22 protein-coding genes and 1 pseudogene are annotated in these 23,613 nt (G+C 76.2%); 8 read left to right on the top strand and 15 right to left on the bottom strand.

Annotation, left to right across the window (positions count from 1 at the left end):
- Nucleotides 1-13 precede the first annotated feature (13 nt).
- Nucleotides 14-409 carry a DUF3040 domain-containing protein gene (locus ACIQUQ_RS25230; RefSeq protein ID WP_403979866.1) on the top strand — a complete coding sequence of 132 codons (396 nt, stop codon included), beginning with the start codon at nucleotides 14-16 and terminating at the stop codon, nucleotides 407-409.
- A gap of 61 nt (nucleotides 410-470) precedes the next feature.
- On the opposite strand, the gene ACIQUQ_RS25225 is transcribed toward ACIQUQ_RS25230, so the two are convergent.
- Entirely contained in the window at nucleotides 471-818 is a 348-nt protein-coding gene (locus ACIQUQ_RS25225) for a hypothetical protein (RefSeq protein ID WP_403979863.1), read from the bottom strand.
- 155 nt (nucleotides 819-973) lie between these two features.
- Here ACIQUQ_RS25225 and ACIQUQ_RS25220 point away from each other — a divergent pair, with 155 nt between their 5' ends.
- Nucleotides 974-1,624 (top strand): UdgX family uracil-DNA binding protein, encoded by a 651-nt coding sequence (locus tag ACIQUQ_RS25220; RefSeq protein ID WP_403979860.1) that lies wholly within the window; start codon nucleotides 974-976, stop codon nucleotides 1,622-1,624.
- A gap of 152 nt (nucleotides 1,625-1,776) precedes the next feature.
- On the opposite strand, the gene ACIQUQ_RS25215 is transcribed toward ACIQUQ_RS25220, so the two are convergent.
- The 4 genes from ACIQUQ_RS25215 to ACIQUQ_RS25200 all read right to left on the bottom strand — a co-directional run bounded on the left by ACIQUQ_RS25215 (nucleotide 1,777) and on the right by ACIQUQ_RS25200 (nucleotide 5,930).
- On the bottom strand, nucleotides 1,777-2,868 hold the full coding sequence (locus tag ACIQUQ_RS25215; protein ID WP_403979858.1) for an NAD-dependent epimerase/dehydratase family protein: 1,092 nt from the start codon (nucleotides 2,866-2,868) through the stop codon (nucleotides 1,777-1,779).
- Nucleotides 2,869-2,932: 64 nt separating this feature from the next.
- Nucleotides 2,933-3,256, bottom strand: coding sequence for a plasmid stabilization protein (locus tag ACIQUQ_RS25210; RefSeq protein ID WP_403979855.1), 324 nt, complete (start codon nucleotides 3,254-3,256; stop codon nucleotides 2,933-2,935).
- Nucleotides 3,257-3,318: 62 nt separating this feature from the next.
- Nucleotides 3,319-4,587: a cytochrome P450 gene (locus ACIQUQ_RS25205; RefSeq protein WP_403979852.1), complete on the bottom strand. Its 1,269-nt coding sequence runs from the start codon at nucleotides 4,585-4,587 to the stop codon at nucleotides 3,319-3,321.
- A gap of 218 nt (nucleotides 4,588-4,805) precedes the next feature.
- Nucleotides 4,806-5,930 carry a glutamate--cysteine ligase gene (locus ACIQUQ_RS25200; RefSeq protein ID WP_403979849.1) on the bottom strand — a complete coding sequence of 375 codons (1,125 nt, stop codon included), beginning with the start codon at nucleotides 5,928-5,930 and terminating at the stop codon, nucleotides 4,806-4,808.
- A 221-nt stretch (nucleotides 5,931-6,151) separates the two neighbouring features.
- Between ACIQUQ_RS25200 and ACIQUQ_RS25195 the strand changes: the two genes are divergently transcribed.
- Nucleotides 6,152-6,400 (top strand): CDGSH iron-sulfur domain-containing protein, encoded by a 249-nt coding sequence (locus ACIQUQ_RS25195; protein ID WP_403979846.1) that lies wholly within the window; start codon nucleotides 6,152-6,154, stop codon nucleotides 6,398-6,400.
- 223 nt (nucleotides 6,401-6,623) lie between these two features.
- Here ACIQUQ_RS25195 and ACIQUQ_RS25190 read toward each other — a convergent pair whose 3' ends face one another.
- The 3 genes and pseudogenes from ACIQUQ_RS25190 to ACIQUQ_RS25180 all read right to left on the bottom strand — a co-directional run.
- Nucleotides 6,624-7,742: an iron-containing redox enzyme family protein gene (locus ACIQUQ_RS25190; RefSeq protein ID WP_403979843.1), complete on the bottom strand. Its 1,119-nt coding sequence runs from the start codon at nucleotides 7,740-7,742 to the stop codon at nucleotides 6,624-6,626.
- Nucleotides 7,743-7,780: 38 nt separating this feature from the next.
- A complete protein-coding gene (locus ACIQUQ_RS25185) occupies nucleotides 7,781-8,761 on the bottom strand; it encodes a virginiamycin B lyase (RefSeq protein WP_403979840.1) in 981 nt (326 codons plus the stop codon).
- Nucleotides 8,758-10,386 (bottom strand): annotated as a pseudogene (locus ACIQUQ_RS25180) (ABC-F family ATP-binding cassette domain-containing protein); the annotation flags it as partial. The pseudogene ACIQUQ_RS25180 and the gene ACIQUQ_RS25185, both read right to left, overlap by 4 nt.
- A gap of 82 nt (nucleotides 10,387-10,468) precedes the next feature.
- Between ACIQUQ_RS25180 and ACIQUQ_RS25175 the strand changes: the two are divergent.
- Both ACIQUQ_RS25175 and ACIQUQ_RS25170 read left to right on the top strand, forming a co-directional pair.
- Nucleotides 10,469-11,083 carry a TetR/AcrR family transcriptional regulator gene (locus ACIQUQ_RS25175; protein ID WP_403979837.1) on the top strand — a complete coding sequence of 205 codons (615 nt, stop codon included), beginning with the start codon at nucleotides 10,469-10,471 and terminating at the stop codon, nucleotides 11,081-11,083.
- Between the two features lie 107 nt (nucleotides 11,084-11,190).
- A complete protein-coding gene (locus ACIQUQ_RS25170) occupies nucleotides 11,191-11,601 on the top strand; it encodes a RidA family protein (RefSeq protein WP_403979834.1) in 411 nt (136 codons plus the stop codon).
- Nucleotides 11,602-11,764: 163 nt separating this feature from the next.
- Here the strand turns inward: ACIQUQ_RS25170 and ACIQUQ_RS25165 are convergent, their stop codons facing one another.
- The 5 genes from ACIQUQ_RS25165 to ACIQUQ_RS25145 form a co-directional block, all read right to left on the bottom strand.
- Complete coding sequence (locus ACIQUQ_RS25165) at nucleotides 11,765-13,069, bottom strand: MFS transporter (RefSeq protein WP_403979831.1); 1,305 nt, start codon at nucleotides 13,067-13,069, stop codon at nucleotides 11,765-11,767.
- A 164-nt stretch (nucleotides 13,070-13,233) separates the two neighbouring features.
- Nucleotides 13,234-14,625 (bottom strand): PLP-dependent aminotransferase family protein, encoded by a 1,392-nt coding sequence (locus tag ACIQUQ_RS25160; RefSeq protein ID WP_403979828.1) that lies wholly within the window; start codon nucleotides 14,623-14,625, stop codon nucleotides 13,234-13,236.
- Between the two features lie 252 nt (nucleotides 14,626-14,877).
- Nucleotides 14,878-15,678, bottom strand: coding sequence for an alpha/beta fold hydrolase (locus ACIQUQ_RS25155; protein WP_403979826.1), 801 nt, complete (start codon nucleotides 15,676-15,678; stop codon nucleotides 14,878-14,880).
- 58 nt (nucleotides 15,679-15,736) lie between these two features.
- Complete coding sequence (locus tag ACIQUQ_RS25150; RefSeq protein WP_403979823.1) at nucleotides 15,737-16,771, bottom strand: TolB-like translocation protein; 1,035 nt, start codon at nucleotides 16,769-16,771, stop codon at nucleotides 15,737-15,739.
- Nucleotides 16,768-18,084: an MFS transporter gene (locus tag ACIQUQ_RS25145; protein ID WP_403980083.1), complete on the bottom strand. Its 1,317-nt coding sequence runs from the start codon at nucleotides 18,082-18,084 to the stop codon at nucleotides 16,768-16,770. Before ACIQUQ_RS25145 ends, ACIQUQ_RS25150 begins: the two co-directional genes overlap by 4 nt.
- A 403-nt stretch (nucleotides 18,085-18,487) precedes the next feature.
- Here ACIQUQ_RS25145 and ACIQUQ_RS25140 point away from each other — a divergent pair, with 403 nt between their 5' ends.
- Nucleotides 18,488-20,215 (top strand): alpha/beta hydrolase-fold protein, encoded by a 1,728-nt coding sequence (locus tag ACIQUQ_RS25140; RefSeq protein ID WP_403979820.1) that lies wholly within the window; start codon nucleotides 18,488-18,490, stop codon nucleotides 20,213-20,215.
- 66 nt (nucleotides 20,216-20,281) lie between these two features.
- Here ACIQUQ_RS25140 and ACIQUQ_RS25135 read toward each other — a convergent pair whose 3' ends face one another.
- Nucleotides 20,282-21,685: a carboxylesterase/lipase family protein gene (locus ACIQUQ_RS25135; RefSeq protein WP_403979817.1), complete on the bottom strand. Its 1,404-nt coding sequence runs from the start codon at nucleotides 21,683-21,685 to the stop codon at nucleotides 20,282-20,284.
- 233 nt (nucleotides 21,686-21,918) lie between these two features.
- On the opposite strand from ACIQUQ_RS25135, the gene ACIQUQ_RS25130 reads away from it, so the two are divergent.
- Both ACIQUQ_RS25130 and ACIQUQ_RS25125 read left to right on the top strand, forming a co-directional pair.
- Complete coding sequence (locus tag ACIQUQ_RS25130; RefSeq protein ID WP_403979815.1) at nucleotides 21,919-22,245, top strand: hypothetical protein; 327 nt, start codon at nucleotides 21,919-21,921, stop codon at nucleotides 22,243-22,245.
- A gap of 93 nt (nucleotides 22,246-22,338) precedes the next feature.
- Nucleotides 22,339-22,614 (top strand): chaplin, encoded by a 276-nt coding sequence (locus tag ACIQUQ_RS25125; RefSeq protein WP_403979812.1) that lies wholly within the window; start codon nucleotides 22,339-22,341, stop codon nucleotides 22,612-22,614.
- A gap of 123 nt (nucleotides 22,615-22,737) precedes the next feature.
- Here ACIQUQ_RS25125 and ACIQUQ_RS25120 read toward each other — a convergent pair whose 3' ends face one another.
- Nucleotides 22,738-23,601, bottom strand: a complete 864-nt coding sequence (locus tag ACIQUQ_RS25120; RefSeq protein ID WP_403979809.1) for a tyrosinase family protein — start codon at nucleotides 23,599-23,601, stop codon at nucleotides 22,738-22,740.
- Between the last annotated feature and the right edge of the window lie 12 nt (nucleotides 23,602-23,613).

Here is a 23,613-nt window from a genome sequence, read left to right as displayed (position 1 = left end):
ACCGGAGGCGGCCATGGACGGCCCTGGATTCTCTGAGCGGGAGCGCACGATCCTGGACGGGATCGAACGGGACCTGGCCGGGGAGGACGCCCTCCTCGACCGCCGGATGCGCACGATGCGACGCGGGCTGCGCCCCTGGGCCGTGCCCTGGCGGGGCGCCCGGCGCCATCCGCTGCGGCTGGCGGCACCGCTGCTGCTGACCGCCTCGGCCACCCTGTTCGTACTGGCCGTCGCGGCCGAGCGGCCCGCCCTCATCTGGGCGTTCGCGGCCGTCTGGCTGGTCACGCTGGCCTGCCTGCTGCGGATGCTGATCGGCTGGTGCCGCCGCTGGGCGGCCACGATGGCCCGCCGCGAGCCGCGGGGACCGGCGGAGGGGCAGGGCACGGCGTCGGACGGGCCGGGGATCTGAGGGCCCCGGCCCGCGACGGCTCCCGGGCCCGGGCTCACTGCGACCCGGGGCCCGCGGGAGGTCAGCGCCCGTGGAGCCGCAGGTGGACGTCCTTCTCCTGGTCGCCCGCCGCGCTGCCCTGCGCGTCGATCGCGAAGACCGTGCCCAGCTCCGCCACGACCCGGTCCACCGCCCCGTACCCGCCCTGGGCGGTGACGGTCACCGGGTGCTCCAGGGGCACCGCGTGCGCGGCGTGCTCCTTGGGGTGCGCCACGTCGAAGGTCGAGGACCATACGGTGGCCCGGCCGCCGCTCCGGGCCGACGGGGCCCGGTCCGGTGTGAACGTCTCGCCCAGCGCCGTCAGCACCGTCCGCGCGTCGTCCTCCGCGCAGTCGCTGACGACCACCGTCACCTCTGTACCACCGCTCACGGCCGACTCCCTTCCCGGCCCCCGTGTCTCTGCCCCCTGTTGCCCGGGACCTGCCCGGCCTACACCCCATACTCCCCGACTCCCGGTTTCGGCGCCGGTCCGCCGGAGAGACGCGGAGCAGGGGGCGGCCGCGACACGGGAGCGAGGCGAGCACCATGGCCGGAACCGTTGCGGCCCCGTACGACGCCCGGCCCTTCCTGCCCCGGCGGGGCGGCCTGGAGGCGCACCGGAAGGCCGCGGCCGACTGCCGGGGCTGTCCGCTGTGGGAGGGCACCACCGGCACGGTCTTCGGCACCGGCGACCCCGGCGCCCGGCTGGTGCTGGTGGGCGAGCAGCCCGGCGACCAGGAGGACCGGCGGGGCGAGCCGTTCGTCGGCCCCGCGGGACGGCTGCTGCGCCGCGCGGCGGCGGAGGCCGGGCTGGACCTGGCGGAGTGTTACGTCACCAATGCCGTCAAGCACTTCAAGTACACGATCGCCGCGGGCGGCAAGCGCCGGATCCACAAGCAGCCGACCCTGCGCGAGCTGACCGCCTGCCGCCCCTGGCTCGACGCCGAGCTGGGCCTCGTCGCCCCCGAACTCGTGGTGGCCCTGGGCGCCACGGCCGGCAAGGCCCTGTGGGGCCCGGACTTCCGGCTCGCCGACCGGCGCGGGGCGGTGGTGGAACTGGCCCTGCCCGGGGACGGCGGGGTGCGCCACGGCCTGGCGACGCTGCACCCGTCGGCGGTGCTGCGGTCGAACGACCGGGAGGCGGCGTACGCGGGCCTGGTGGCCGACCTGACGGTGGCGCGCCGGCACCTGGGCTGAGCCGCGCGGCACCTGGGCCGGCGGTCGTCAGGTACCCGGGCCGACCCGGGTGCCTGGACGACGGCCGGCCAGGTCGCGCAACGGCCGAGCCGGCACAGCTGCCCGGACAACGGCCGAGCCAGGTGCCGGACAACGGCCGGGTGCCGCCCCCGTCAGGCCACGTGGGCCGGCAGGCCGGCGCGGCCCGGGTGGAGCGGGGCCGTGTCCATGCCCGCGGCCTCCCGCAGGCCGCCGAGGAACTCGGCCAGCGCCTCGGTCGCGGAGCGGCGCGGGGCGAAGCCCAGTTCGCGCTCCGCCCGCGAGGTGTCCATCAGCGGCAGCCTCAGGAACGCGTCGAACAGGTCCGGCGAGGCGGGCACCGCCCGCAGCCGCCAGGCCGCCGCGAGGGCGGCCCGTACGCCGCTCCGCGGCACCGGCACCACCCGCGCGTCCAGCAGCCCTGCCAGCAGGCCGGCGTCGACCACCGGCCCGGCGGCGAGGTTGAAGGCCCCGCGCACCGGACGGGCCACGGCGGCCCGGTAGGCCTGGGCGGCGTCGTCGGTGTGCAGCACCTGGAAGCGGAGTCCGGGCAGGTCCGGCACCACGGGGATGAGCCCGGGGCGCACGAGCCGGCCGGGCAGCAGCGGGCCGGCGAAGATCCGGCGCTGCTGCGAGGCGGACTCCCGCTTGAAGAGGAATCCGGGCCGCATCCGCACCACCCGCATCTCGGGGTGGTCGCGCTCGAACACGTCGAGCCAGCGCTCGACGTACGCCTTCTCCCGGCAGTACGCCGCCGCGGCCCAGCCGTGCGTGGGCCAGTCCTCGGTCACCTCGCGGTCCTTGGGGCCGGGCGAGTACGCGCCCACCGAGGAGGCGTACACGAGCGCGGGCACGCCCGCCTCGGCCGCGGCCTCGAAGACCCGGATGCTGCCCAGCACGTTCGTCCGCCAGGTGGTCAGCGGGTCGTGCGCGGGCTGGAACCGCCAGGCCAGGTGGACGACCGCGTCGGCGCCGCGGAAGTGCGGCACGAGGTCGGGGCCTCCGGGGTCCACGTCCGCGGCGGCCCACCGGGTCCCGGGCGGGCGCCAGTCGGGGACGCGGCGGGCCAGGCCCAGCACGGACATCACCGCCGGGTCCTCGGCGAGGGCCCGCACCACGCTGGTCCCCGCGTTGCCGGTGGCGCCCACGACGACCACGCGCGAGCCGTGTCCGGTGCCCGCACCGGCACCTGCACCTGCACCTGCGTCCGCATCCGCATCCGCCATCGTCCTGCCTCCTCATGTCGCGGTGCTCCCGGCGCCCCGCCCGGGGCGGGGCGGGCCGGCCGGGTCAGCGGCCCAGCTTCTGCTTCAGCTCGGCCTTGTTCATGTTCGAGCGGCCGTGGATGTTGCGGCGCTTGGCCTCCTCGTACAGCTGGTCGTACGTCGGGCCCTGCGCGCCGCTGTGCGAGCGCCGGCCGCCGCGCTTCGACGAGGACATGTCCTCCAGCGAGGTCCTGCTGGCCGTCTTGGACTCGCCCGCGCGGGCGCGCTCCTTGTTGACCGTGCGGGCGGCGATCTCCTCGGCCTTCTTCTCGCTCTCGCCGCGGGACTTGACGCTCTCCTTGATGTGCTCGTACTGACGCTCCCTCTTCGGGCTGGATCCGCGGGGCATGGCGTTCCTCCTGCTCTTCCGTCGGTGTGTTCCACGTGTGGCCGTGTGGTCCGTCCCGGGCTTCAGCCGGCCGGGGTGACCGGCGTGATCACGACCCCGCTGCGGGGCCGGGTGGGGACCCGGCGCAGCGGGATCGAGAGGTCCTGGTGGTCGGGTACGGCGTACTCCTGGGCCGCCAGCCGTGCGGCGAGCACGGTCAGCACGGCGATGGTGATGTCCTCGCCGGGGCACCGGTGGCCGGTCGTGGGGTCGCCGCCGCCCTGCGGGACCAGCGTGTCGGGGTCCGGCGGTCCGCCGGCGAAGCGTTCGGGGTCGAAGCGCTCCGGGTCGTGCCAGGTCCGGGGGTCGTGGTCCTGCCCGTACAGGTCGAGCAGGACGAGGGTGCCCTCGGGGATGTGCTCGCCCTGCCACTCCAGGTCGGTGGCGGCCCGGCCGGCCGCGAAGGGCGCGAACGGGTAGTAGCGGCGCACCTCGTGGGCGAACGCGCGGGCGCGGTCGGTGCGGTCCGTGCCGCCGGCTCCGCCGGGGCCGTCGGCTCCGTCGGCGCGCAGCCGGGCGGCCTCCGCCGGCCAGGCGTGCAGCGCGTGCGCCGCGAAGGCGGCGAACCACGCGATGGCGACGGTGGGCCGGACGACGTTCAGCAGTTCCACGGCCGCGGTGTGCGGGTCGAGCAGCCGGCCCTCGGCGTCCCGGTGCCGGGCCACGGCCTCCAGGACGCTGGGGGCGGCGTGGCCGTCGCGGGGCGCGGCCGCGCGGGCCCCCTGGACGAGCCGTGCGAACTGCTTCTCCTGGCGCTTGCGGGCCCGCCGGGCCCGCCAGTGCCGGGGGCCGGGGGTGGCGAAGCCGTCGACCATGGCCACGCAGTCGCGGGCGGTGCGGCGTACGGCCCGCTGGGACAGCGGCAGTCCGGCCCAGCCGCAGACCGCGCGGGCCAGCACCTGGCTCGCGGTGTCGAACACGGCGATCGGGCGGCCGGGGGCACGGGCCAGCTCGCGGCTCCACAGGGTGTCGACCCGCTCCACGAGGTCCCGTACGCGGGCCTCGTCCATCAGCAGCCGGACGAACATGCCCTTGCGGACCCGGTGGGGCGTGCCGTCCAGGGTGTGCACGGCGCCCCGCCCGAAGAGGGTGTCCAGCACCGGTCCGGGCAGCGCGGCGTGGCGCCGGACGTGGCGTTCGTCGTAGAAGAAGCCGACGGCTCCGGGGCCGCCCACTGCGACCGCGGGCCTGCCGAGCAGGCGCGTGCGCACGGGCCCGCCGCCGGTCCGGCGACGGCGCTCGGGCAGCCAGCCGTACCCCTGGGCCAGCAGGGACAGGGTGCTGTCGGTCATCGTGGGGGACATGGTGCGCGGCTACCCGGTGGCGCGGGGGGTATGCGGGGCCGGGCGGCGAGCGACGGGGGGACCGGGCCGGCGTCCCGGACGGCAGGGGCGCGGCGGCAGCAGGGGCGACACGGACGGCAGGGGCGTGGGGCGGCAGGGGGCGTGGCACGGCAGGGGCGTGGCACGGCAGGGGCGTGGGGCGGCACGGACGGCACCGGTCGGTGGGCTCACGCCTGGGTCACGGCCACCAGGTCGTCGACGACGTCACACAGGCGGCCGGCCCGGCGGTAGGCGGCCCGCTGGCGTTCGGCGCCGTTGCCCGCGCGGCGGGTCCGGTCCAGGAGCCGGACCGCCTCGTCGAGGTCCCCGGCGGCCGCGAGGCCCGGCGCCGCCCGGCGCAGCAGGGCCCGGGTCCGTTCCGCGGCGGTCACGGTGGCACCGGTGAAGGGGTCCACGGCGTCGCCCCGGTCGCCGTGGCGGGCCGCCGCGGCGTGCGCGGCACGCATCCGGGCCGCGGGGACCGTGGCGGCCGAGCCGTTCGTGGGACGCATCAGGGCGGTCATCGCCAGGCCCCGTACGAGCAGGGCCAGCAGCACCGTCATGTCGAGGTCGGCGTTGCTGTCCGCCACGCGCACCTCGACGGTGGGGACGTGCTCGGAGGGCCGGGCGAACCAGTAGATCATCCGGCGGTCGAGCAGGATGCCGGAACGGACCAGTGCGGACGCGGTGTGCTCGTACCCGGCGGCGTCGAGCACGGGTGCGGGCCCGGCGGTGGGCCAGCGGCCGAACTCGACGGACCGCCAGCCGGCGAAGCCGCTCTCCAGGCCGCCGCGGAAGGGCGAGTTGGCCAGCAGGCCCTGGAGGGCGGGCAGGTAGGGGCGCAGCTCGTTGGCGAGGAGCAGGGCCTGGACGCGGTCGGCGGTGCCGATGTGGACGTGACAGCCGCAGACCATGCCATGGGTGCCGTCCACGACGGCGCCGAAGTGCCGGGCCATGCGGCGGTAGCGGGGGGTGTCGGTGACCGGGATCGGTGCGTCCGGCGGGACGACGACCGTGCCGCTGGCCATCAGCCGGCACCCGGCGGCGCGGGCGGCACCGGCGGCGACGGCGCGCAGGGCGGTGAGGTCGGCGCGCAGCTCGGCGGCGGAGGTGGTGGGGCGGGTGCAGAGCTCGACCTGACACCGGTAGAACTCCGCCTGCACCCGCCCGCCGAGCCGCGGCACGAGCGCCCGCAGCACGTCGGGACCGCGGGGGACGGGGGCGCGGGTCACGGGATCGACGAGGAAGAACTCCTCCTCGACGCCCATCGTCGGCACGGCCACCCGGCCGCCGCCCGACTCCTCTGCGCTCATGGCCCGCGTCTACCCCGGGGTGCCCGGGGAAACCCGGGGTGCCCGGGGGTGTGGGGGTGGACCGTGGGGGTGGACCGGACCCGCGCGGGGCCGGGGTGCCCGGGGGGTGGACCGGACCCGCGCGGGGCGCGGTGCATGTGGGCCCCCGCACCGGGCACACGCGCCCCGACGGTGCTCGTGCCCATCGGGAGCGGGGCCGGGGAACGAGGAGCGTGGTGACCATGCCGGAGCCGGTGGACCGTACCGAGGGCCCGCGCGACGGGGCCGGCCGGCGTCCCGCGGAGCCGCCGCTGCCCCGGGCGACGTCGATCGCGGGCGGACCCGTACTGATCGAGGGCCCGGTCGAGATCGTGCTGCCGGACGGCGAGGTGCGCGTGTGCGACCGGCCGGTCGTGGCCCTGTGCGCCTGCCGCCGCAGCCTCCGCTTCCCCCTGTGCGACACGAGCCACCGCCCGAGGGTCCGCTCCTGACCTGCTGCCCGACGGCACCCGGGGCCCGCACTTCCTCGGCCACCGTCGAGGTCCCGCCCCCGCGGGGCCGTTGCGACCACCCTCCCCCGGTCCGCGTCCGACCGTCCTCCCGGCACGCGGACCCCGGAAGAGGCCACCGCCCCAGGGCGGTGGCCTCTTCCCGTGCCGTCAGGACCGTCACGCCCGGCACAAGTGCACACCCGTCACCGGGGCGGACGAACCCTCACCCGGCCGCCGCCCTCCCCGAGCCCTCGTCGCCGCCCGAACTGCCCGCACCGGCCGCGCCACCCACGTCACCCACGTCCAGCCTGTCCGGGTGGTCCAGCTGGTCCAGGGGGACCCGCAGAGCCGAGTGGCCCTGGCGCCAGGCGGTCAGCACCTGCTCGGTGAGCCGGTCGCCCAGCCACACCGTGGCCTCCACGCCGAAGACCACGTCCGCCTCCAGCTCCGGCTCCTCCTCCAGCAGTCCGCCGATCACGTCCCGCCGCACGACCTGCTCGTGCACCGCGTCCGCCTCCACGTGTTCGTCGTAGAACCGCAGCGCCGCCGGCCCCGCCCCCGCCCGCCGCAGCGCCAGCAGCATCCGCGCGGCCGCGGGCGGGGCCGCGGTCTCCAGCGCCGCGAAGTGCCCGACCAGCGCGCCGCGCAGCGAACGGTGCAGGCCCAGCAGCGACATCAGGTTGACCGTGGCGAGGGCCGGCGCCCCGGCGGCGGGCAGGTAGCGCCCGTACGCGGGGTCGAGCCCGAGGTCGCGCATCAGGTCCGCCCAGAGCGTGGCGTGCAGCCGCTCGGCGCGTCCGCTGCCGTAGTCGTCGTACAGCACGGCCGCCATCGCCGCCTTGGCCCGCCCGCGCAGCCTCGGCAGCACCCAGGCGTGCGGGTCGGCCTCCTTCAGCAGGTACAGGGAGCGCAGGGCCGCGTACTCGCGGAGTTCCTCGCGCCCGCCGCCGTCCTTGAGGTGGTGGGAGACGTCGTAGGCGTCGGTGTGTTCGACCAGCAGCCCGCGCAGCGCCTGGTCGACGCGGTCGACGGCACCGGTCTCCGCGCGGAGCGCGCCGAGGAACCGGCGCTCCAGCAGGCTCCGGAGTCCCAGCAGCTCCGGGTCCCATTCCTTGCCGTCCGGCACGCCCTCGAAGCCGCGGTAGTGGGGCTCGTAGCAGAGGTAGAGGGCGAGTTGGAGGTCCTCGCCGTACGGGTCGGCGCGCTCGACGGTGTCGGGCCCCGGGAGCCCGTACGGTCCCTCCGCGCGCAGCGCGCTGAGCACGGCGGCGGACAGCTCGCCCCGGCCGGGCGGCAGGACGGGCGCGGCCCCCAGGTCCGGGGCGGTGGCTACGGCACTCATGGCGGCGTTCCTTCCCAGGGGGCGTCAGCCCCCCACGTTCACGCCCCGCCAGTACCCGACCCGGCCCGGGGCACACCCGGGCGGGGCCACCCGGCCGTTCCGGCCGTGGCCTGCCCGGTGGAGGGCGGGGTCAGACGGGTCAGGTGGCCGGATTCCTGGGCCGTGTACAGGGTGCCGTCGGGGGTGAAGGCGAGGCCGTGGGGTTCGGGGGCGGTGGTGGGGAGGGGGTGCTCCTCGACCTGGCCGTCGGGGGTGATGGCGGCCACGCGGTTGGTGGCCCATGCCGTGAACCAGCAGCGGCCGTCCGGGCCCGCCGTGATGGCGTGGGGGCGGCAGCCGGGGTCGGGGAGGGGGAATTCCGTGATCCTGCCGTCGGTGGTGACGCGGGCGATCTGCCCGGCGCCGATCTCCACGCACCACAGGGCGCCGTCGGGGCCCGCGGTGATGCCGACGGGCGCGGCGCCCGGGGTCGGCAAGGGGTACAGGGTGACGTCTCCGCCGGTCGTGATGCGGCCGACGGCGTCCGCCTGGTTGAGGGTGAACCAGAGCGCGCCGTCGGGGCCCGCGGTGATGAAGGAGGCGAAGGCCCCGGTGACCGACAGGGGGTATTCGGTGACCTCGCCGGAGGTGGTGATGCGGCCGATGCGGTCGGTGTGCATCGCGGTGAACCACAGCGCGCCGTCCGGGCCGGCGGTGATGCCGAAGGGGCCGCTGCCGGGGGTGGGCAGGTCGTACGCGGTGATCTCGCCCGACGTCGTGACGCGGCCGATGCGGTGGTCGCGGTTCCGGGTGAACCACAGGGCGCCGTCCGGGCCGGCGGTCAGGACGGACGGTCCGCAGTCCGGGGCGCCGGTGTCGTACCGGGTGACCTCGCCGTCGGGGCCGAGCCGGACGACGGCGCCGGCGTGGACGAGGGTGGTCCACACGGCCCCGTCGGGGCCGGCGGCGACCGCGTAGGGGCCCTCGCCGGGTTCGGAGACCCGGAGGAGTGCGTGCCGGCCGGGGCGGTGCTCGGTCACAGGGCTCCTTGAAGGGCGGGGGCGGGGGCGGGGCCAGGGGCGGGGGCGGTGAGGTCGAGGCGGGCGCCGTGCCAGCGGTCACGCAGCCGGCGGTCGTGGCTGACGACCACCAGGGCTCCCGGGTAGTGGTCGAGGGCCGCTTCGAGGTCCTCGACCAGGGCGAGGGAGAGGTGGTTCGTCGGCTCGTCGAGCAGCAGGACGTCGGCCGGTCCGGCCACCAGGCGGGCCAGGGCGAGCCGTTGGCGCTGTCCGGTGGAGAGCCGCCCGACGGGCGTGTCGAGGCGGTCGGGCGCGAACAGCCCGAGGGAGAGCAGCCGGGCGGTGCCCTCGGGGCCGAAGGCGGCGCGTACGGTGCGGCCGGGCGGGCCCGGATCGGGCTGCTGCGACAGGAGGCCGACGCGGCCCCGGCGGGTGATCCGGCCCCGGTCCGGGGCGAGTTCGCCGGCCAGGATGCGCAACAGGGTGCTCTTGCCCGCCCCGTTGGGGCCGGTGACCAGCAGCCGGTCGCCGGCCGAGAGCGTCAGGCCGAGCGGGCGCAGGCGGCCGGTCACGCCGATGCCTTCGGCATCGACGAGGGTGCCGGACGCCCGCCCGGCCGTACCGAGTCCGGCCGTGCGGAGTTCGGCGGTGAAGCGCAGCGGTGCGGCGGGGGCCGGGACCGGCTCGGCCAGCAGGCGGCGCAGCCGCTCCTCCGCGTTGCGGACCCGCCCGGCCAGGGACTGCTGGACGCGGCCGGCCGCCCGGTCGTACGCCATCTTGTTGCCGTCCCTGACGGCCCGCCCCGGTGCCACCCGGCGGGCGGTGGTGGCCGCCGCCTCGCGCAGCCGCTCGGCCTCCGCCCGCCACCGCTCGTGGGCCTGGGCGCGGCGGGCGCGTTCTGCGGCCTTCGCGGCGAGGTAGCCGGCGTAGCCGTTGCCGTACCGGGTGAGCGTCCTGGTGTCGGCGTCGGCCTCGACGAGGACGTCGGCCACCCGGTCGAGGAAGGTCCGGTCGTGCGAGACGGCGACGGTGGTGCCTGCGCGGCCGCGCAGGTGTTCCTCCAGCCAGGTGAGGGCGTTGTCGTCGAGGTGGTTGGTGGGCTCGTCGAGCAGCAGCACCTCGGGGGACCCGGCCAGCAGGGCGGCCAGGCGCAGGCGCACCCGTTCGCCGCCCGAGAGGCTTCCGACGCGGCGGTCACGGGGCAGCCGGGCCAGGCCCAGGCCGTGCAGGGCGCGCTCCAGGCGGGCGTCGGCGTCGTACCCGCCGCGCAGTTCGAAGGCGGTGAGGAGGTCGCCGTACTCGGCCAGGCCGCTCTCGTCGCCGCCGGTCATGGCCTTCTCCAGCTCGCGCATCCGGGTTTCGAGGGCCCGCAGGCCGGCGAGGCCGCGGTCGATGACGCGCTGGACGGTGAGGTGGCCGGGGAGGTGCTCCTCCTGGGCGAGCCGGCCGAGGCCGCCGGCGGCGCGGACGGTGACGGTGCCCTGGTCGGGCGCCTCCGCACCGGCGAGCAGGCGGAGCAGCGTGGACTTGCCCGAGCCGTTCTCGCCGATGATCCCGGTGCGCCGGCCCGCGGGGAGCGAGCAGCTGACGCCGTCGAGGACGACGTGGCCGTCGTACGCCTTGGTGACGGCGCGGAGGGTGAGCTGGGTGGTGCCGGTCGGGGTGGTGCCGGTCGTGGGCTGCGTGGGGAACTCCTTAAAGCGACGATCGTTGCGTTAAGATGCTGCCATGGCATCCACGACATCCGCAAGCGGTTCCCGCCCGGGGGGCCGCAGCGCCCGGGTCCGCGCCCAGGTCCTCGAGGCAGCCGGTGCGCAGTTGGTCGAGCAGGGGTACGACGCGCTCACCGTCGACGCGGTGGCCGAGCGGGCCGGCGTCCACCGCACCACCGTCTACCGGCGCTGGCGGGACGTCGGCGGACTGCTGGCCGACCTGCTGGACGCGGCCGCCGACGACAGCTGGGAGCCGGCCGACACGGGCACGCTGGAGGGCGACCTGACCGCCCTGAACGAGGAGATCCTGGCCGGCGTGACCGCCGATCCCCCGCTGACCACGGCGCTGATCGCGGCGTCGTTCCGCTCGGCCCAGGCGGCGGACGCGCTGCGCGCCTTCTGGGAGGACCGGTACGCGCGCTGCGCGGTGGTGGCCGCACGCGCGGAGCAGCGGGGCGAACTCCCGGCCGGCACCCGCTCGCGGGACCTCCTGGTCGCGGCGACGGCCCCGCTCTACCACGAGCTGGTCCTCCTGGGCACGCCCCCGGCCCCGCACCTCCCCGCCACGGCGGCCCGCGCAGCCGCGTCAGCGGCCCGCGCGGGGGCGTTCACGGGTCCGGTCGGCGAGTGACGGGACCCGCCGCTGAGCCCGTTCCTCGGCCTTCCGGCCGCCGCGCGTGTCGCCCGGAGGGACAAATTGCGGTGCGCACCGGCAGCATGCGGGTCAGACTCGCGGGCATGACTGCGAAGATCACTCGTATCAACCCCGAGCAGCTGCACTCCACGCCGGGCTATCACCACATCACCGTGGTGGAGACCGGTCGTACGGCCTACCTGGCGGGACAGTGCCCGCTCGACCGGAGCGGCTCCCTCGTCGGTTCCGGATCGCTTGAGGTGCAAGTCGACCAGGTGGTCGCGAACGCCCTCGCCGCCTTGGCTGCCGTGGATGCCGAGCCGCAGCACGTGGTGCGCTCGGTGATCTACGTGCGGAGCGACGACAGAGACGTCCTGGGCGTCGCCTGGCGTCGGCTCACCGACTCGGCTCTCGGGCCGGCGTTCACCACGGCCAGCACGCTGTTGGGAGTGGCGCAGCTCGGCTTCACGGGACAGCTCGTCGAGGTGGACCTCACCGTGGCACTGCCCGACTGAACCTCTTCGCCCACGGGTGCCGAACGGCGCCGCGAACCGGTCGGCTCGCCCGGGGACCCGCCGGACGTGGGAGCGGCCTTCGTCTCCCGGATGGCCGCGGGACGGCTCGTCCCGTCATGCCGGGGATCGGGCTCGTCTCCGGGTGGGCTGCAGTGGGTGGCCGTCAGGCCGCTTGGGTGAGGGGGCGGGTGGGCTCCGGGGTCGGGGTGGGCGGGCGGGTGCCGGCGGCCCAGCGGGTGGCCGGGCCCATCGCGTAGCCCGCGGCCAGGAAGATGCCGCCCAGCAGCAGCCAGCCCGGGACGCCGCCGGCCACCACCAGGGAGGTCAGCAGCAGGGGGCCCAGGGTGCGGGCCACCGGCACTCCGGTGCCGAAGAAGCCCTGGTACTGGCCGATCTGGTGGGCCGGCGCCAGGGAGAAGCCGATCTGCCAGCCGCCCGCCGACTGCCGCATCTCGGCGGCCACCTGGAGCACCGCGCCGGCCACCAGTACCGCCGCCCCGGCCCAGGCCCCGAGCCGCCAGCCGGAGAGGGCGAAGACCGCGCACGACGCCAGCATGATCCAGCCCGACGAACGCACCGCCCGGGCGGCTCCGGCCAGCCCGGTCACCGAGCGCGCCGCACGCACCTGGAACAGCATCACGGCCCCGGTGTTGAGGACGAACAGGCCCGAGACCAGCCAGCCGGGCGCGTCGGTGCGGCCGACGATCCAGAGCGGCAGCACGAGGCTGAGCAGCGGCAGCCGGAGCAGCAGCACGGCGTTGAGCAGGGTCACGAGCGCGTACGGCCGGTCGCGCAGCACCGCGAGCCGGCGCTCCCCCACCGGAGCCGTGCCGGCAGCCCGGCCCGCACCGCCCGCCGCAGCCGTCCCCGCAGCGCGGACCGCCCCACCGCCCGCCGGAGCCACAGCCGGTACGCGCCACAGGAGGCCCGCGCCCAGCAGGAAGGTCAGCGCGTCCAGGACGAACACCGCGAGGTACGCCTCCCGCGTCCCCACGTGCAGCGCCAGACCGCCCACCGCCGCGCCCGCGGCCAGTCCGGCGTTGCCCACGGCCTGGAGGCGGGCCAGTACGCCGGTCCGCTCCCCCGGCGCCACCAGCCCGGCCAGCAGCGCCTGCCGGGCCGCGGCCAGTCCGCACTGCGCGGTCGCGTACCCGACGGCGGCCACCAGGAACGCCCCGAAGGAGTCCACCAGCAGGAACGACGCCACCGCGCCCGCGGCGGCCAGTGCCAGCAGGACCGCAGTGCCGCGCGGCCCGCGCCGGTCGGCGAGCGCCCCCAGCGGCACCCCGGCGACGGAGCCGACCGCCCAGGCCACGGTCAGGCCGAGGCCGACCTGCGCGGGCGAGAGGCCGGCCACTCCGGTGAAGTACAGCGCGGAGCTGACGTAATAGGCGCCGTCGCCGACGGAGTTGCTCAGCTGGGCGGCGGCGAGCAGCCGCGCCGGTCCGGACGGGGGCAGGATCCGCATCGGGTGACTCCGGGGTGGCCTTCAGGGGCGGCCTTCGGGGATTCGGGGACACTCCGAGGCTACGGTCGCGATGGCCCGATGAGCAGGGCCATTCTGCTGCCGTGGGACTGGGCCACTTTGCCCCGGTCGGCTGCCCTGCCAGTCCCGGCAGCCCCGGCTCCTCCCTACGCCCCGTCCAAGACCCGCACCAGCTCCTCCAGCGCCTGCGGGTAGTCCCGTTCGCGCGGCGTGCCGTAGCCGACCACCAGGCCCTGCGGCCGGTCGCCCGGGGTGTGCCAGTGGTCGCCGAGCCAGCCCAGCGCCAGTCCGGCCGCATCCGCCCTCCGCCGCAGATCCGCCTCCGCCGGTCCCCCGTCCGGGAGTTCGAGCAGGGCGTGCAGCCCGGCGGCGACGCCGCTGACCCGGCCGTACGGGGCGAGGCGGCCGGCCAGCAGGTCGCGGCGGCGCCGGTACCGCATCCGGACCGCGCGCACGTGCCGGTCGTAGGTGTGACCGGCCATCAGCTCGGCCAGGGCCAGCTGCCCCAGCGTCTCGGTGTGGTGGTCGGTGTGCAGCTTGGCGTCCAGGACCGGGCCGACGAGGTGCTCCGGCAGCACCATCCAGGCCAGCCGCAGCGCGGGGGCCAGGGACTTGGAGACCGTGCCGAGGTACGCGACGTGGCCGGGCGCGGTCCCCTGGAGGGCGCCGACCGGCTGGCGGTCGTACCGGAACTCCCCGTCGTAGTCGTCCTCCACGAGAAGCGTGCCCCGCGCGCGGGCCCAGGCGGTCAGTTCGCGGCGCCGGGCCGGGTGGAGCGGGACGCCCGTCGGGTACTGGTGCGCCGGGGTGACCACGGCCGCGTCGGCGCCGTCGAGGGCCTCGGGGTGCGCGCCGCGCTCGTCCACCGGCAGCGGCCGGACCGCGAGCCCGGTACGGCGGACCACCTCCCGGTGGAAGGCGAGGCCGGGGTCCTCCATGGCGACGGTACGGGCACCGGCACCGGCGAGGACGCGGGAGAGCAGCGAGAGACCCTGGACGTAACCGGAGACGACCACGATCCGGCCGGGGTCGGCGAGGACGCCCCGGGTCCGGCCGAGGTAGCCGGCGAGGGCGGTGCGGAGTTCGGGGCGGCCGAGCGGGTCGCCGTAGCCGTACGTTTCCGCGCTCGCCGTGGTGAGCGCGCGCCGCACCGCCCGCAGCCAGGCGGCCACCGGGAAGGTACCGACGTCGGGGCTGCCCGGGCGCAGGTCGAGCCGGGGGGCGTCGGGGCGCGCGGCCTCCGCCCCGGCTCCTCCGCGGGCGGTGGCGAGGGCCGCCACCACCGTGCCGGCGCCCTGGCGGGCGGTGAGGTAGCCCTCGGCGGTGAGTTGGTCGTACGCGGCCTGAACGGTGCCGCGGGACAGGCCCAGTTCGGCGGCGAGCCGGCGGGTGGAGGGCAGCCGGGCGCCGGAGACCAGGCGTCCGGTGCGGACGGCGTCGCGCAGGCCGTGTTCGAGGGCCGTGCGGCGGCCCCCCGCCGCGTCGAGGTCGACGTGCAGGTCCACCCCGGCGACGGACCAGGATCCGGATCCAGTCATGGCAGCCGATCCTACGTTCGACCGCCCCGGTTCGTCGCCCCGCCCGCCCCCGCTCGTCGCCCGCCCGCCCCGGACCGCACCACCCGGCAGGTGAGGAGCACGCCCCCGGGCACCCGAGAAGCCCCCTCCCCACCCGACGAGCCCGCCCCCAGGGCACCGACGAGCACGCCCCCGGGCCCGGATTACACGCCGCCTGCCGCCTGCCGTCCGACGCCCGCCGGGCACACCGCCCCGCTGCCGACGGGTCCCGCCTCACACCTTCGCCAGGAACTCCAGCAGCGCCGCGTTGAAGGCCTCCGGCGCCTCCACCCCCGGCAGGTGACCGGCTCCGGGGATGACCACGAGGGCGGACTCCGGTACCAGGGCGTGGAGTTCCTCGGCGTCCGCCACCGGCGTGTACACGTCCTCCTCGCCGACCACGACCAGGGCCGGCACCCGGGCGGCCGCCAGACCGGGCCGGTGGTCGGTGCGTTCGGCACGGCCGCGCAGCGCGGCGGCGGCGCCCTCCGGGTCGGTGCCGCGCATCATGCCCAGGACGTGCGCGGCCACTTCGGGCAGGGCGGTGACATGGGCCGGAGTGATCATCTTGTCGATCACCTCGTCCGCGTAGCCGCCCATCCCCTCCGCCACCAGCCGGTCGGCCAGCGCCCTGCGGAACGCCTTGCCGTCCTCCGTCTCGGGCCGGGGCGAGGTGTCGGCCAGCACCAGCGCCAGCACCCGCCGGGGGAACAGCCGGTGGAACTCCATGGTGAGCTGGCCGCCCATGGAGACCCCGCCCACCACGGCCCGCTCCAGCCCGAGGTGGTCCAGGAGTTCGGCGAGGTCGCCGGCGAACGCCTCGAAGGACGTCGTGCCGGGCACGACCTCGCTCCGGCCGTAGCCGCGCAGGTCCGGGGTGACCACCCGGTACCCGGCCGCCGCCAGGGCCCGGGCCTGCGGGTCCCACAGGGTGCGGTCGAAGGGGTGGCCGTGCACCAGCAGCACGGGGGTGCCGCCGGCCGGGCCGGACACCTCGTAGTGGATCCGCGTACCGTCCGTCGTCGTGAAGTCCATCCCGCCAACCTAGTGCCACCGCCGGGCGCCACCCGGTGCGGCGGCGGCGCGACGGTGCTCAGCCCAGCCGGGCCGGGGCCAGGGCCGAGGTGAGGAAGCGGCGGGGGGTACCCGTGCCGTCGGCGGGGACGGTGTACAGGTCGGAGCCGAAGTCGCCGGGCAGGGCGTAGGCGAGGGTGTGGCCGTCGGTCCAGACCGCCTGGTCGTCGACGCTCCGGGCCTCGGCGAGGGGGTGGTCGCGCAGGTCGGCCAGGTCCAGCACGTGCAGCCGCCAGGGCGCCTCGGCGGGCAGGCCCGGCACCCGCTTCTTGAAGGCGATGCGGGTCTCGTCGGGCGACAGCGAGGGGCACTCCACGTTCGTCCGCAGGGTGGTGACGGACCGTTTCGCCAGGTCGCCGCGGACCAGGTGGGTGCGGCCCCCGGTGGCGAGGGTCGCGTAGAAGTGCCGGTCGTCGCGGCTGAAGGTGACGCCCCAGAAGTTCACGTCGGACGCGCGGTACGGCGCCCCGTCCCTGACCACCGCGAAGGCCTCCAGCGTCGGTTCGAGCCGCCCGCTGCGCAGGTCGAGGACGGAGGTCCGGGTGGAGAACGCGGTCCCGGCGTACGAGTCCCCGCCGACGAACACCGTCCACGCGACGAACCGTCCGCTGGGCGAGACCCGGGCCCGGGTCGGGATGCCCGCGACGGGATGCCGGGCGACCTCCCGCAGGCGGGCGTCGAGGACCACGGCCCGGTGGCTCACGGTCACCGTGCCGCCCGCCTGCTGGAGGCAGATCCCGGTGCCGCCGGCCGCGTGGAAGCGCAGGCAGCGCAGCCCCGACACGGTGCGGGGGCCGCCGGGCGCCCCGGCGGGCACGCTGGCCAGCGTGTCGCGGTACGGGCCCCAGGACATGTTCCGGAAGACCAGGCGCCGTTCGCCGCCGTCCGCCAGGGAGACCGGGCCCGGCCGTTCCCGGGGACCGTCGGCGCGGCCGCGGTCCCGGGCCGCGGCCCGGTCGGCGGCCCGCCACACGGCGCCCCCGGCGAGGCCGCCGAGGACGAGCAGCGCGACGAGCAGGATCAACAGCCGCCCGCGGGCGGTGGGGCCGGTCATGCAGGGTCCTCCTCGGGGGTGCGGGGCGGGCGGAGCCGGACGGCGAGCGCGGCCGCCAGGGCCAGCCCGGTGCCGGCGAGGAGCAGCGCGGGCCGCTCGCCCCAGGCGGTCCAGGCGGCACCGAAGGCGAGCGAGCCGAGGAACCTGGCCAGGGCCTGCCCGGTCTGTACGAGCGCCAGGCCGCCCGCGCGCAGCTCCTCGGGCACGGCGTCCGCCGCGGCGGCCATCAGCACGCCGTCGGTGGCCGCGTAGAACAGGCCGTGCAGCAGCAGGACCGCGTACGGCAGCGCCGCGCCCCGCCACGGGCCGAGCAGCAGCCCGTACCCGGCGAGCAGCGCGAGGTGGCCGCCGAGGAACACCCGCCAGGGCCCGGCACGGTCGGCGAGGCGCCCCAGCGGCAGGGCGAGCAGCAGGAACGCGGCCGCCGTGCCCAGGGGCAGCAGGGCGAACCAGCGGTCTGCCAGCCCGGTGCGGCGCTGGAGCAGCAGGAAGACGAAGGCGTCGCCGACCGTGGTCAGGCCCAGCAGCAGGGCGCAGAGGCAGGTGCGGCGCAGGGCGGGCCGGCGCAGCAGGCCCAGGGAAGCCCGCAGCGTGACCCGCCCCGGGCCCCCCGAGTCGCCCGAGTCCCCCGGGCCCCCCGCCGGCGGCCCGGGGGCCCGGCGCCGGCCGGGGACGAAGAGCACCAGCACCAGCACGCCGAGCAGGGCGACGCAGCCGCTGACGGCGAACACCGCGTCGTAGCCGCCGGCGGCCTCCCGCAGGATCAGGAAGGCGGCGAGCGGTCCGAGGAGCGCCCCGGCGGTGTCCATGGCCCGGTGCACGCCGAAGGCGCGTCCGCACTCCCCGGGCGCGCTGGCCAGGGAGATCAGCGCGTCGCGGGGCGCGGTGCGCAGGCCCTTGCCGGTGCGGTCGGCGGCGAGCACCGCCCCGATCAGCGGGAGGGTGTGCACGACGAGGAGCAGCGGCTTGCAGAGGGCCGAGAGGGCGTAGCCGAGGCCGGCGACGGCCTTGTGGCGGCCGGACCGGTCGGCGAGGTGCCCGCCGACGAGCCGGACCAGCGCGCTCACCCCGTTGTACAGGCCGTCGACCAGGCCGAGGCCGAGCGGGGAGAGGCCCAGTCCCGCGACGAGGTAGAGGGGCAGGACGGCGGTCACCATCTCGGCGGAGACGTCGGTGACCAGCGAGACCGTGCCGAGGGCGAGCACGGTGGGGGCGACGGCCGCGCGCGGCCGGGGGCCGGCCGCTTCCGCTCCCGTGTGCGGTGCCGGCCCTGCCTGGGCCGGGGGCATGCCGCGGCTGTCCGCTACGTACACGGCGGGCGGTACGACCTGGCCGCGGCCGAGGGCAGCGGCGGGGCGGCAGGGCGGCACGGACACGGGGCGGGGCGGAACGGGCAGGGGAACGAGCCGGACACGGACGACCTCCGGGGGGCCTGCGGGCGGGGCGGGCGGCGCGCGGGTCGCACCGTAGCGAGCGGGCCGCACCGGGGCCAGAGAACTCGGCGCCGCCCGGCATGCGCTTCCGGTATCGGTGCGCACCCCGGGCGGCATGGGCCGCGGCGTCCCCTCGGATCCGCGCCCGGGGCCCCTCCGGCAGCCGGCACCGGGAGCCAAAGGTCAAGATGCGGCAAAGCGGGCAACCCGGCGGGGCTGATCCACATCCTCAGAGCCGAATGACAGTTCGCCCTTCGGGGCAGACCCGAGCCGGAGATCCGTGATGACGTACGCACCCAACGGGGGCACCCCCCAGGGCAACCGCCCGCCCGAGGGGAACCGCCCGCCCGAAGGCCACGGGTCCCCGCAGGAATACGGTTCCCCGCAGGAGTACGGGACCGGCGGGCCGTACGGATCCGCACAGCCGTACGCGCCCTACGGGTCCCCCGAGCACGGCTCGCCGCAGTACGGAACACCGGAGCAGGCCACCCGCCCGTACGGGTCCCCGCAGTACCGCACCCCCGGCCATGACGCCCCCCGGGGCCACGGCCAGGGCCCGTACGCCGCCCGCCCTCCGCACGGCGCGCCCGGGCAGCACCCTCAGCAGCCCGCGCACCCCCGGCAGCCGCAGCAACCGCAGCACCCCCAGCAGCCCTACGGCCACCAGCCGCCGTACGGCAATCCCCCGTACGGCTCCCCCCAGGCCCCCGGCCCGTACGACACCCGGGAGCCGTACGACACCCGGGAGCCGTACGACACCCGGGAGCCGTACGGCACCCCGGGCTCGTACGACACCCACGAGCCGTACGAGCCCCCCACCCCGTACGCCCCCGCCCCCGGCCACGGCCACTCACCGGCCCACCACCAGGAGCCCCCGCTCCCGCCCCACCCCCGCGACGGCGACCCCTCCCCCGAGGACCAGGGCCGGCCGCCCCGCCGGCGCGGGCGCCGCCTGCTGATCGCCGGCACCACCCTCGCCGTCCTCGGCGTGGGCGCCTGGCAGGTGATGAGCCACTACGAGATCCCGCCGTTCACGGACAAGGGCGACCCGGTCTCCTTCGACCAGACCCCCGCCGACCCCGGCCCCGACGCGGGCGGCGGTCAGTCGGGCGGCACCGCCAGGCCCGCCGACTCCAAGGTCTCGCTGCCGACCGGCCCGAAGGCCGAGTTCAAGGTGGCGAACACCCTCGAGGACGGCACCAAGATCGGCGTGGTGACGTACACGGGCAAGAAGTCGGGCTTCACCGGCAAGGTCTGGGTGTGGGCCCCCAAGGCGTACTCGGACCCGAAGTTCGCCAAGAGCGGTTTCCCGGTGATGATCGCCCTGCCCGGCGGCGCGGGCTACCCGATGAACTACTGGATGGGCACCGACCTCAAGCTCCAGGAGAGCATCACCAAGTGGTACGACGAGGGCAAGAGCAAGCCCTTCCTGCTGGCCATGCCGGTGCAGAACCCGGAGCCGGACACGGACGGCACGTACTGGGACGGCAGTGACATCCCCGGCCAGCCCAAGATGGGCACCTGGCTCGCCGAGGACGTCCCGCAGCTGATGAAGGAGAACTTCCGCACCATCAAGTCCCGGGACGGCTGGGCCTTCATGGGCTCCTCCACGGGCGGTTTCAACGGCCTGAAGGCGGTGCTGAAGCACCCGGACAAGTTCAAGGCCGTGATCGCCTCAGGACCGGACATCGTGCCGGACTCGCGGCTCTGGAAGGGCCACGAGAAGGAGAAGCAGGAGAACAACCCGCAGGTCCTGGCCCAGCAGCTGATCGACCGCAAGGGGCCGGACGTCTACCTGGCCTTCCAGGTCGGCACGAACGAGAGCAACACCAAGACCCTCCCGGACGTGAAGAAGTTCATCGCCACCTACGGCAACAAGGGGCCGGTCCACACCACCCTGAAGGAGATCCAGGGCGGCAAGCACAACGCCGCCACCTACGTCCCGGCCATGGGCGAGGGGCCGATCGAGTGGATCAGCAAGTACATGGAGGGCCCGACCCCGGCCTCCTAGGCGGCGGAACCGGGCTCCGTCCGGACGCGAACGGCGAACACGCGAAGGGTGGGCGGCCGGGCCCCGCTATGCGCCGAACCGGCGGGGCTCCCCGGGGGCCGGGGCCCAGCCCGGGTCCCCGGTGACCGCGAACGACACCCACGCCGCGTGCATGGCGTCGGCCAGTTCCTGCGGCGCCCCGGGGCCCGCCAGCGCGCGGGCCGCCGGGGTGTCCAGCACGTCGAAGACGAAGCCCAGCTCCAGGGCGTGGCAGGACCCCAGCCCGGGTATGCCCGAGCGCCAGCCGAACTCGTACACGTACGCCGGCGCCCGACGCTCCGCCGCGGCCAGGGCGCGCAGCGGGTCCCGCAGCAGCCGGTCGGTGAGCACCTGGCCCGCGACCTCGCCCACCGGCAGCTCCGGCTGTGCCGCCCGCCGGGCCCGTACGGCCGCGAGCGGCATCCCGGCGCGGGCCGCCGTCAGCGCGAGGGCCATCGGGCCCATCCGGTTCAGGTGGCCCAGTACGCCCGTGGGCGCCAGCCACAGCCGGTACTCCTCGTCCGTCCAGCCCAGCAGCAGCGGTACGTCGGTCCCCGCCTCGCCCGCGACGAGCCGGGCCAGCGGGTCGCCGGGCACGGCGTCCCCGTCCTCGACGATCCCGAAGGCCGCCCCGCCCAGCAGCGGGCTGGAGCGGCGCAGTACGGCGGCCTGCGCGGCCAGCAGGGCGTCCGGGTCCACCTCGGCGAAGGCCGCCGCGGTGGCCGGCACCTTGAGCCGGGCCGCCATCCTGCGCACCATGGCCCGCACCTTCACGTGCGGCAGCGCCTCCGGGGGACCGCTCTGGAGCACCGCCCGCCGGAACAGGCCCTCGGCCCGCGGGGAGGCGAGCAGCGCCCCGATGCTGATGGCGCCCGCCGACTCTCCGAACACGGTGACCCGGCCGGGATCGCCGCCGAAGGCCTCGATGTTGTCCCGCACCCACTCCAGGGCGGCGATCTGGTCCAGCAGCCCGCGGTTCGGCACCGCGTCGGGGAAGTGCCCGAAGCCCTCCACGCCCAGCCGGTAGTTCAGCGAGACGAGGACCACGCCGTCGCGGGCGAAGGACGAGCCGTCGTACACCGGCACCGCCGAAGAGCCCCTGGTCAGGGCGCCTCCGTGGATCCAGACCATGACCGGCAGCGCCGCTCCGGCCACCGGTTCCGGGGTCCACACGTTCAGGTTCAGGCAGTCGTCGCCCGGGTGGACCGGGTCGGTCAGCAGGGAGGCGAAGGGCTCCGGGTACGGGGTCTTCGGCGCCGTGGGTCCGAAGGCGACGGCCTCGCGCACGCCCTCCCAGGGCTCGGGCGGCGCGGGCGCGGCGAACCGGTGCGGTCCGACGGGCGGGGCGGCGTACGGGATGCCGCGGAAGACGGCGACGGAGCCCTCGCGCGTGCCCCGTACCGCGCCGTACCGCGTGACGGCCTCCACGCGTTCCACCACGTCCATGGCCATGTCGCCCTCCCGCATTTCCTCGGTGCGCCGTAGGCCCAGGAAGCGAGCATAAACAGCGGCGGCGGGGGCCGCCCGGCGGGGAGGGGGGTCCGGGTGCGAGGGGTGCGGGCCCCTCGGGCGTACCGGGCCGGCTCCCGGGCCCGGCGTTGCCCCTACGGGTGACATGGCGTGACCCGCACCGGGCCGGATGGTTGGACCGGTGGCAGGTACTCCATCCACACCGCGAGGCATACATGCGTATCAACGGCACCCTGAGGGCCGCGGCGGCCCCGGCACTCCTCCTGGCCGCCACGGCGGCTGCCGGGGGCACGGCCCACGCCGCCGGTCAGGACTTCCAGTTCTTCGGCACGGACGACAAGGTCCACGCCATCCACGACCCGGCCGGCTGCTTCGACGCCGCGGGCGGCGCCGGCGGAGGCGTGGTGAACGGCTCGGACAGGCGTGCGGTGCTGTACGCCGGGGAGGGGTGCGCGGGACGGGTCGTCGGGGTCGTCGAGCCCGGTGCCAGCGCCCCGGTGGGCCCGGCGTTCGGCTCGGTGCACTTCCCCGTCACCAGGTAGGCGGAGCGGCCGTGACCCCAGGGCGGTCACGGCGTTGTACGCCATGTCATCGTCACAGATCTTGTGGCGCTTCCATTTCTCAAGGAGATCTCGATGTCGCGTATCGCGAAGGCAGCAGCCGTCACCGCTGCCGCCGGTTCCGTTCTGGCCGCCGGCGCCGGCATGGCCGTCGCCGATGCCGGAGCGCACGGCGCCGCGGTCGGTTCCCCCGGTGTCGCCTCGGGCAACGTCGTCCAGGTGCCCGTGCACGTTCCGGTCAACGTCTGCGGCAACTCCGTGAACGTGATCGGCCTCCTGAACCCCGCCTTCGGCAACCACTGCGAGAACGTCTCCGGGCACGACGAGCCCAAGGGCGCCTACGGCGACTGATCGCCGGCACTCCGCAGTACCCCCTCGGGCCCCCCGCCGCAACCGCGGTGGGGGGCCCGACCCCTTGTGCAGGGACCTTTGTGCGGCTTGTGCGGGGCCCTCGTGCGGCCCGGCCGCCGGTGGCTACGCGTACCGGTAGAGGTTCCGGTGCGAGAGGAGTTCACGGGGCGTCACGCCCCAGGGCGGCATCGGCTCGTCCAGGCTGAGCACCCGCCCGTACTGCCGGTCGAAGCGGTCGAGGCGCTGCGCCGGCAGGTAGCCGGAGCCGGGGTGCTTCTGCTGCCAGCGGTCCCAGATCAGGTCGACGAACGAGTGGTGCAGCCAGAACGCCGGGTCGTTCGGCGCGGTACCGCCGGTCATGTGGCCGCCGATCCACTGGTGCACCTTGTTGTGGTTCCGCCAGCGCTCGCGGCGGGGCGCGGTCCACCCCTCCAGCTTGTTGCGGAAGCCGCCGTCGACGGCCGTCGAGTCCCAGGGGGCGGTGTCGTACACCGGGTCGTCCACGGCCCACTGCAGCTCGGCCGCCGTGGGGAGGGTGATGGGGTTGTGCGGGCGGCCGAGGTTGCGGGTGAGGAAGCGGCCCTCCCGGATGCCGACCGTGATGGGCCAGTTGCCCTTCTCGTGGGCGAAGGGGCCGGTCGTCACCTGCCGGTCGTCCGCGCGCCCGGTCCCGCCGAGGAAGTCCTCCGCCCAGAGGGAGGAGGCGGGGCTGCGGTCGCTGGTCCAGTCCCAGTAGGGGACGGACAGCCCCGGGTCGAGGGCCTGGAGCGCCTTCTCGAACTCCAGCAGGTACTTGCGGTGCCAGGGGAAGAACGAGGGCGACATGTGGCCCACGCGCAGGCCGTCGTCGTCGTCCGGCACGAAGTAGCGGTCGTGCGTGCGGACGAACTGGTCGTACGTGCCGTCGCGTTTGAGCTCCAGCACGGCCGCGACGAACCTCTTCTTCTGCGCGCTCGTGAGGTCCTTCTGGTTCTGGCGGGTGTACACGGGGTCGGGCCC

This window comes from Streptomyces sp. NPDC101118, assembly GCF_044759445.1.
In the GTDB taxonomy this organism is placed as follows: domain Bacteria; phylum Actinomycetota; class Actinomycetes; order Streptomycetales; family Streptomycetaceae; genus Streptomyces.
This window is presented reverse-complemented; position numbering and strand designations above follow the sequence as displayed.

Excerpts from the sequence above, each read along its gene's own strand:
- ACIQUQ_RS25230 (WP_403979866.1), top strand. The coding sequence starts at position 14 with ATGGACGGCCCTGGATTCTCTGAGCGGGAGCGCACGATCCTGGACGGG.
- ACIQUQ_RS25220 (WP_403979860.1), top strand. The coding sequence starts at position 974 with ATGGCCGGAACCGTTGCGGCCCCGTACGACGCCCGGCCCTTCCTGCCC.
- ACIQUQ_RS25215 (WP_403979858.1), bottom strand. The coding sequence starts at position 2,868 with ATGGCGGATGCGGATGCGGACGCAGGTGCAGGTGCAGGTGCCGGTGCG.
- ACIQUQ_RS25210 (WP_403979855.1), bottom strand. The coding sequence starts at position 3,256 with ATGCCCCGCGGATCCAGCCCGAAGAGGGAGCGTCAGTACGAGCACATC.
- ACIQUQ_RS25205 (WP_403979852.1), bottom strand. The coding sequence starts at position 4,587 with ATGACCGACAGCACCCTGTCCCTGCTGGCCCAGGGGTACGGCTGGCTG.
- ACIQUQ_RS25200 (WP_403979849.1), bottom strand. The coding sequence starts at position 5,930 with ATGAGCGCAGAGGAGTCGGGCGGCGGCCGGGTGGCCGTGCCGACGATG.
- ACIQUQ_RS25195 (WP_403979846.1), top strand. The coding sequence starts at position 6,152 with ATGCCGGAGCCGGTGGACCGTACCGAGGGCCCGCGCGACGGGGCCGGC.
- ACIQUQ_RS25190 (WP_403979843.1), bottom strand. The coding sequence starts at position 7,742 with ATGAGTGCCGTAGCCACCGCCCCGGACCTGGGGGCCGCGCCCGTCCTG.
- ACIQUQ_RS25175 (WP_403979837.1), top strand. The coding sequence starts at position 10,469 with ATGGCATCCACGACATCCGCAAGCGGTTCCCGCCCGGGGGGCCGCAGC.
- ACIQUQ_RS25170 (WP_403979834.1), top strand. The coding sequence starts at position 11,191 with ATGACTGCGAAGATCACTCGTATCAACCCCGAGCAGCTGCACTCCACG.
- ACIQUQ_RS25165 (WP_403979831.1), bottom strand. The coding sequence starts at position 13,069 with ATGCGGATCCTGCCCCCGTCCGGACCGGCGCGGCTGCTCGCCGCCGCC.
- ACIQUQ_RS25160 (WP_403979828.1), bottom strand. The coding sequence starts at position 14,625 with ATGACTGGATCCGGATCCTGGTCCGTCGCCGGGGTGGACCTGCACGTC.
- ACIQUQ_RS25155 (WP_403979826.1), bottom strand. The coding sequence starts at position 15,678 with ATGGACTTCACGACGACGGACGGTACGCGGATCCACTACGAGGTGTCC.
- ACIQUQ_RS25150 (WP_403979823.1), bottom strand. The coding sequence starts at position 16,771 with ATGACCGGCCCCACCGCCCGCGGGCGGCTGTTGATCCTGCTCGTCGCG.
- ACIQUQ_RS25140 (WP_403979820.1), top strand. The coding sequence starts at position 18,488 with ATGACGTACGCACCCAACGGGGGCACCCCCCAGGGCAACCGCCCGCCC.
- ACIQUQ_RS25135 (WP_403979817.1), bottom strand. The coding sequence starts at position 21,685 with ATGGCCATGGACGTGGTGGAACGCGTGGAGGCCGTCACGCGGTACGGC.
- ACIQUQ_RS25130 (WP_403979815.1), top strand. The coding sequence starts at position 21,919 with ATGCGTATCAACGGCACCCTGAGGGCCGCGGCGGCCCCGGCACTCCTC.
- ACIQUQ_RS25125 (WP_403979812.1), top strand. The coding sequence starts at position 22,339 with ATGTCGCGTATCGCGAAGGCAGCAGCCGTCACCGCTGCCGCCGGTTCC.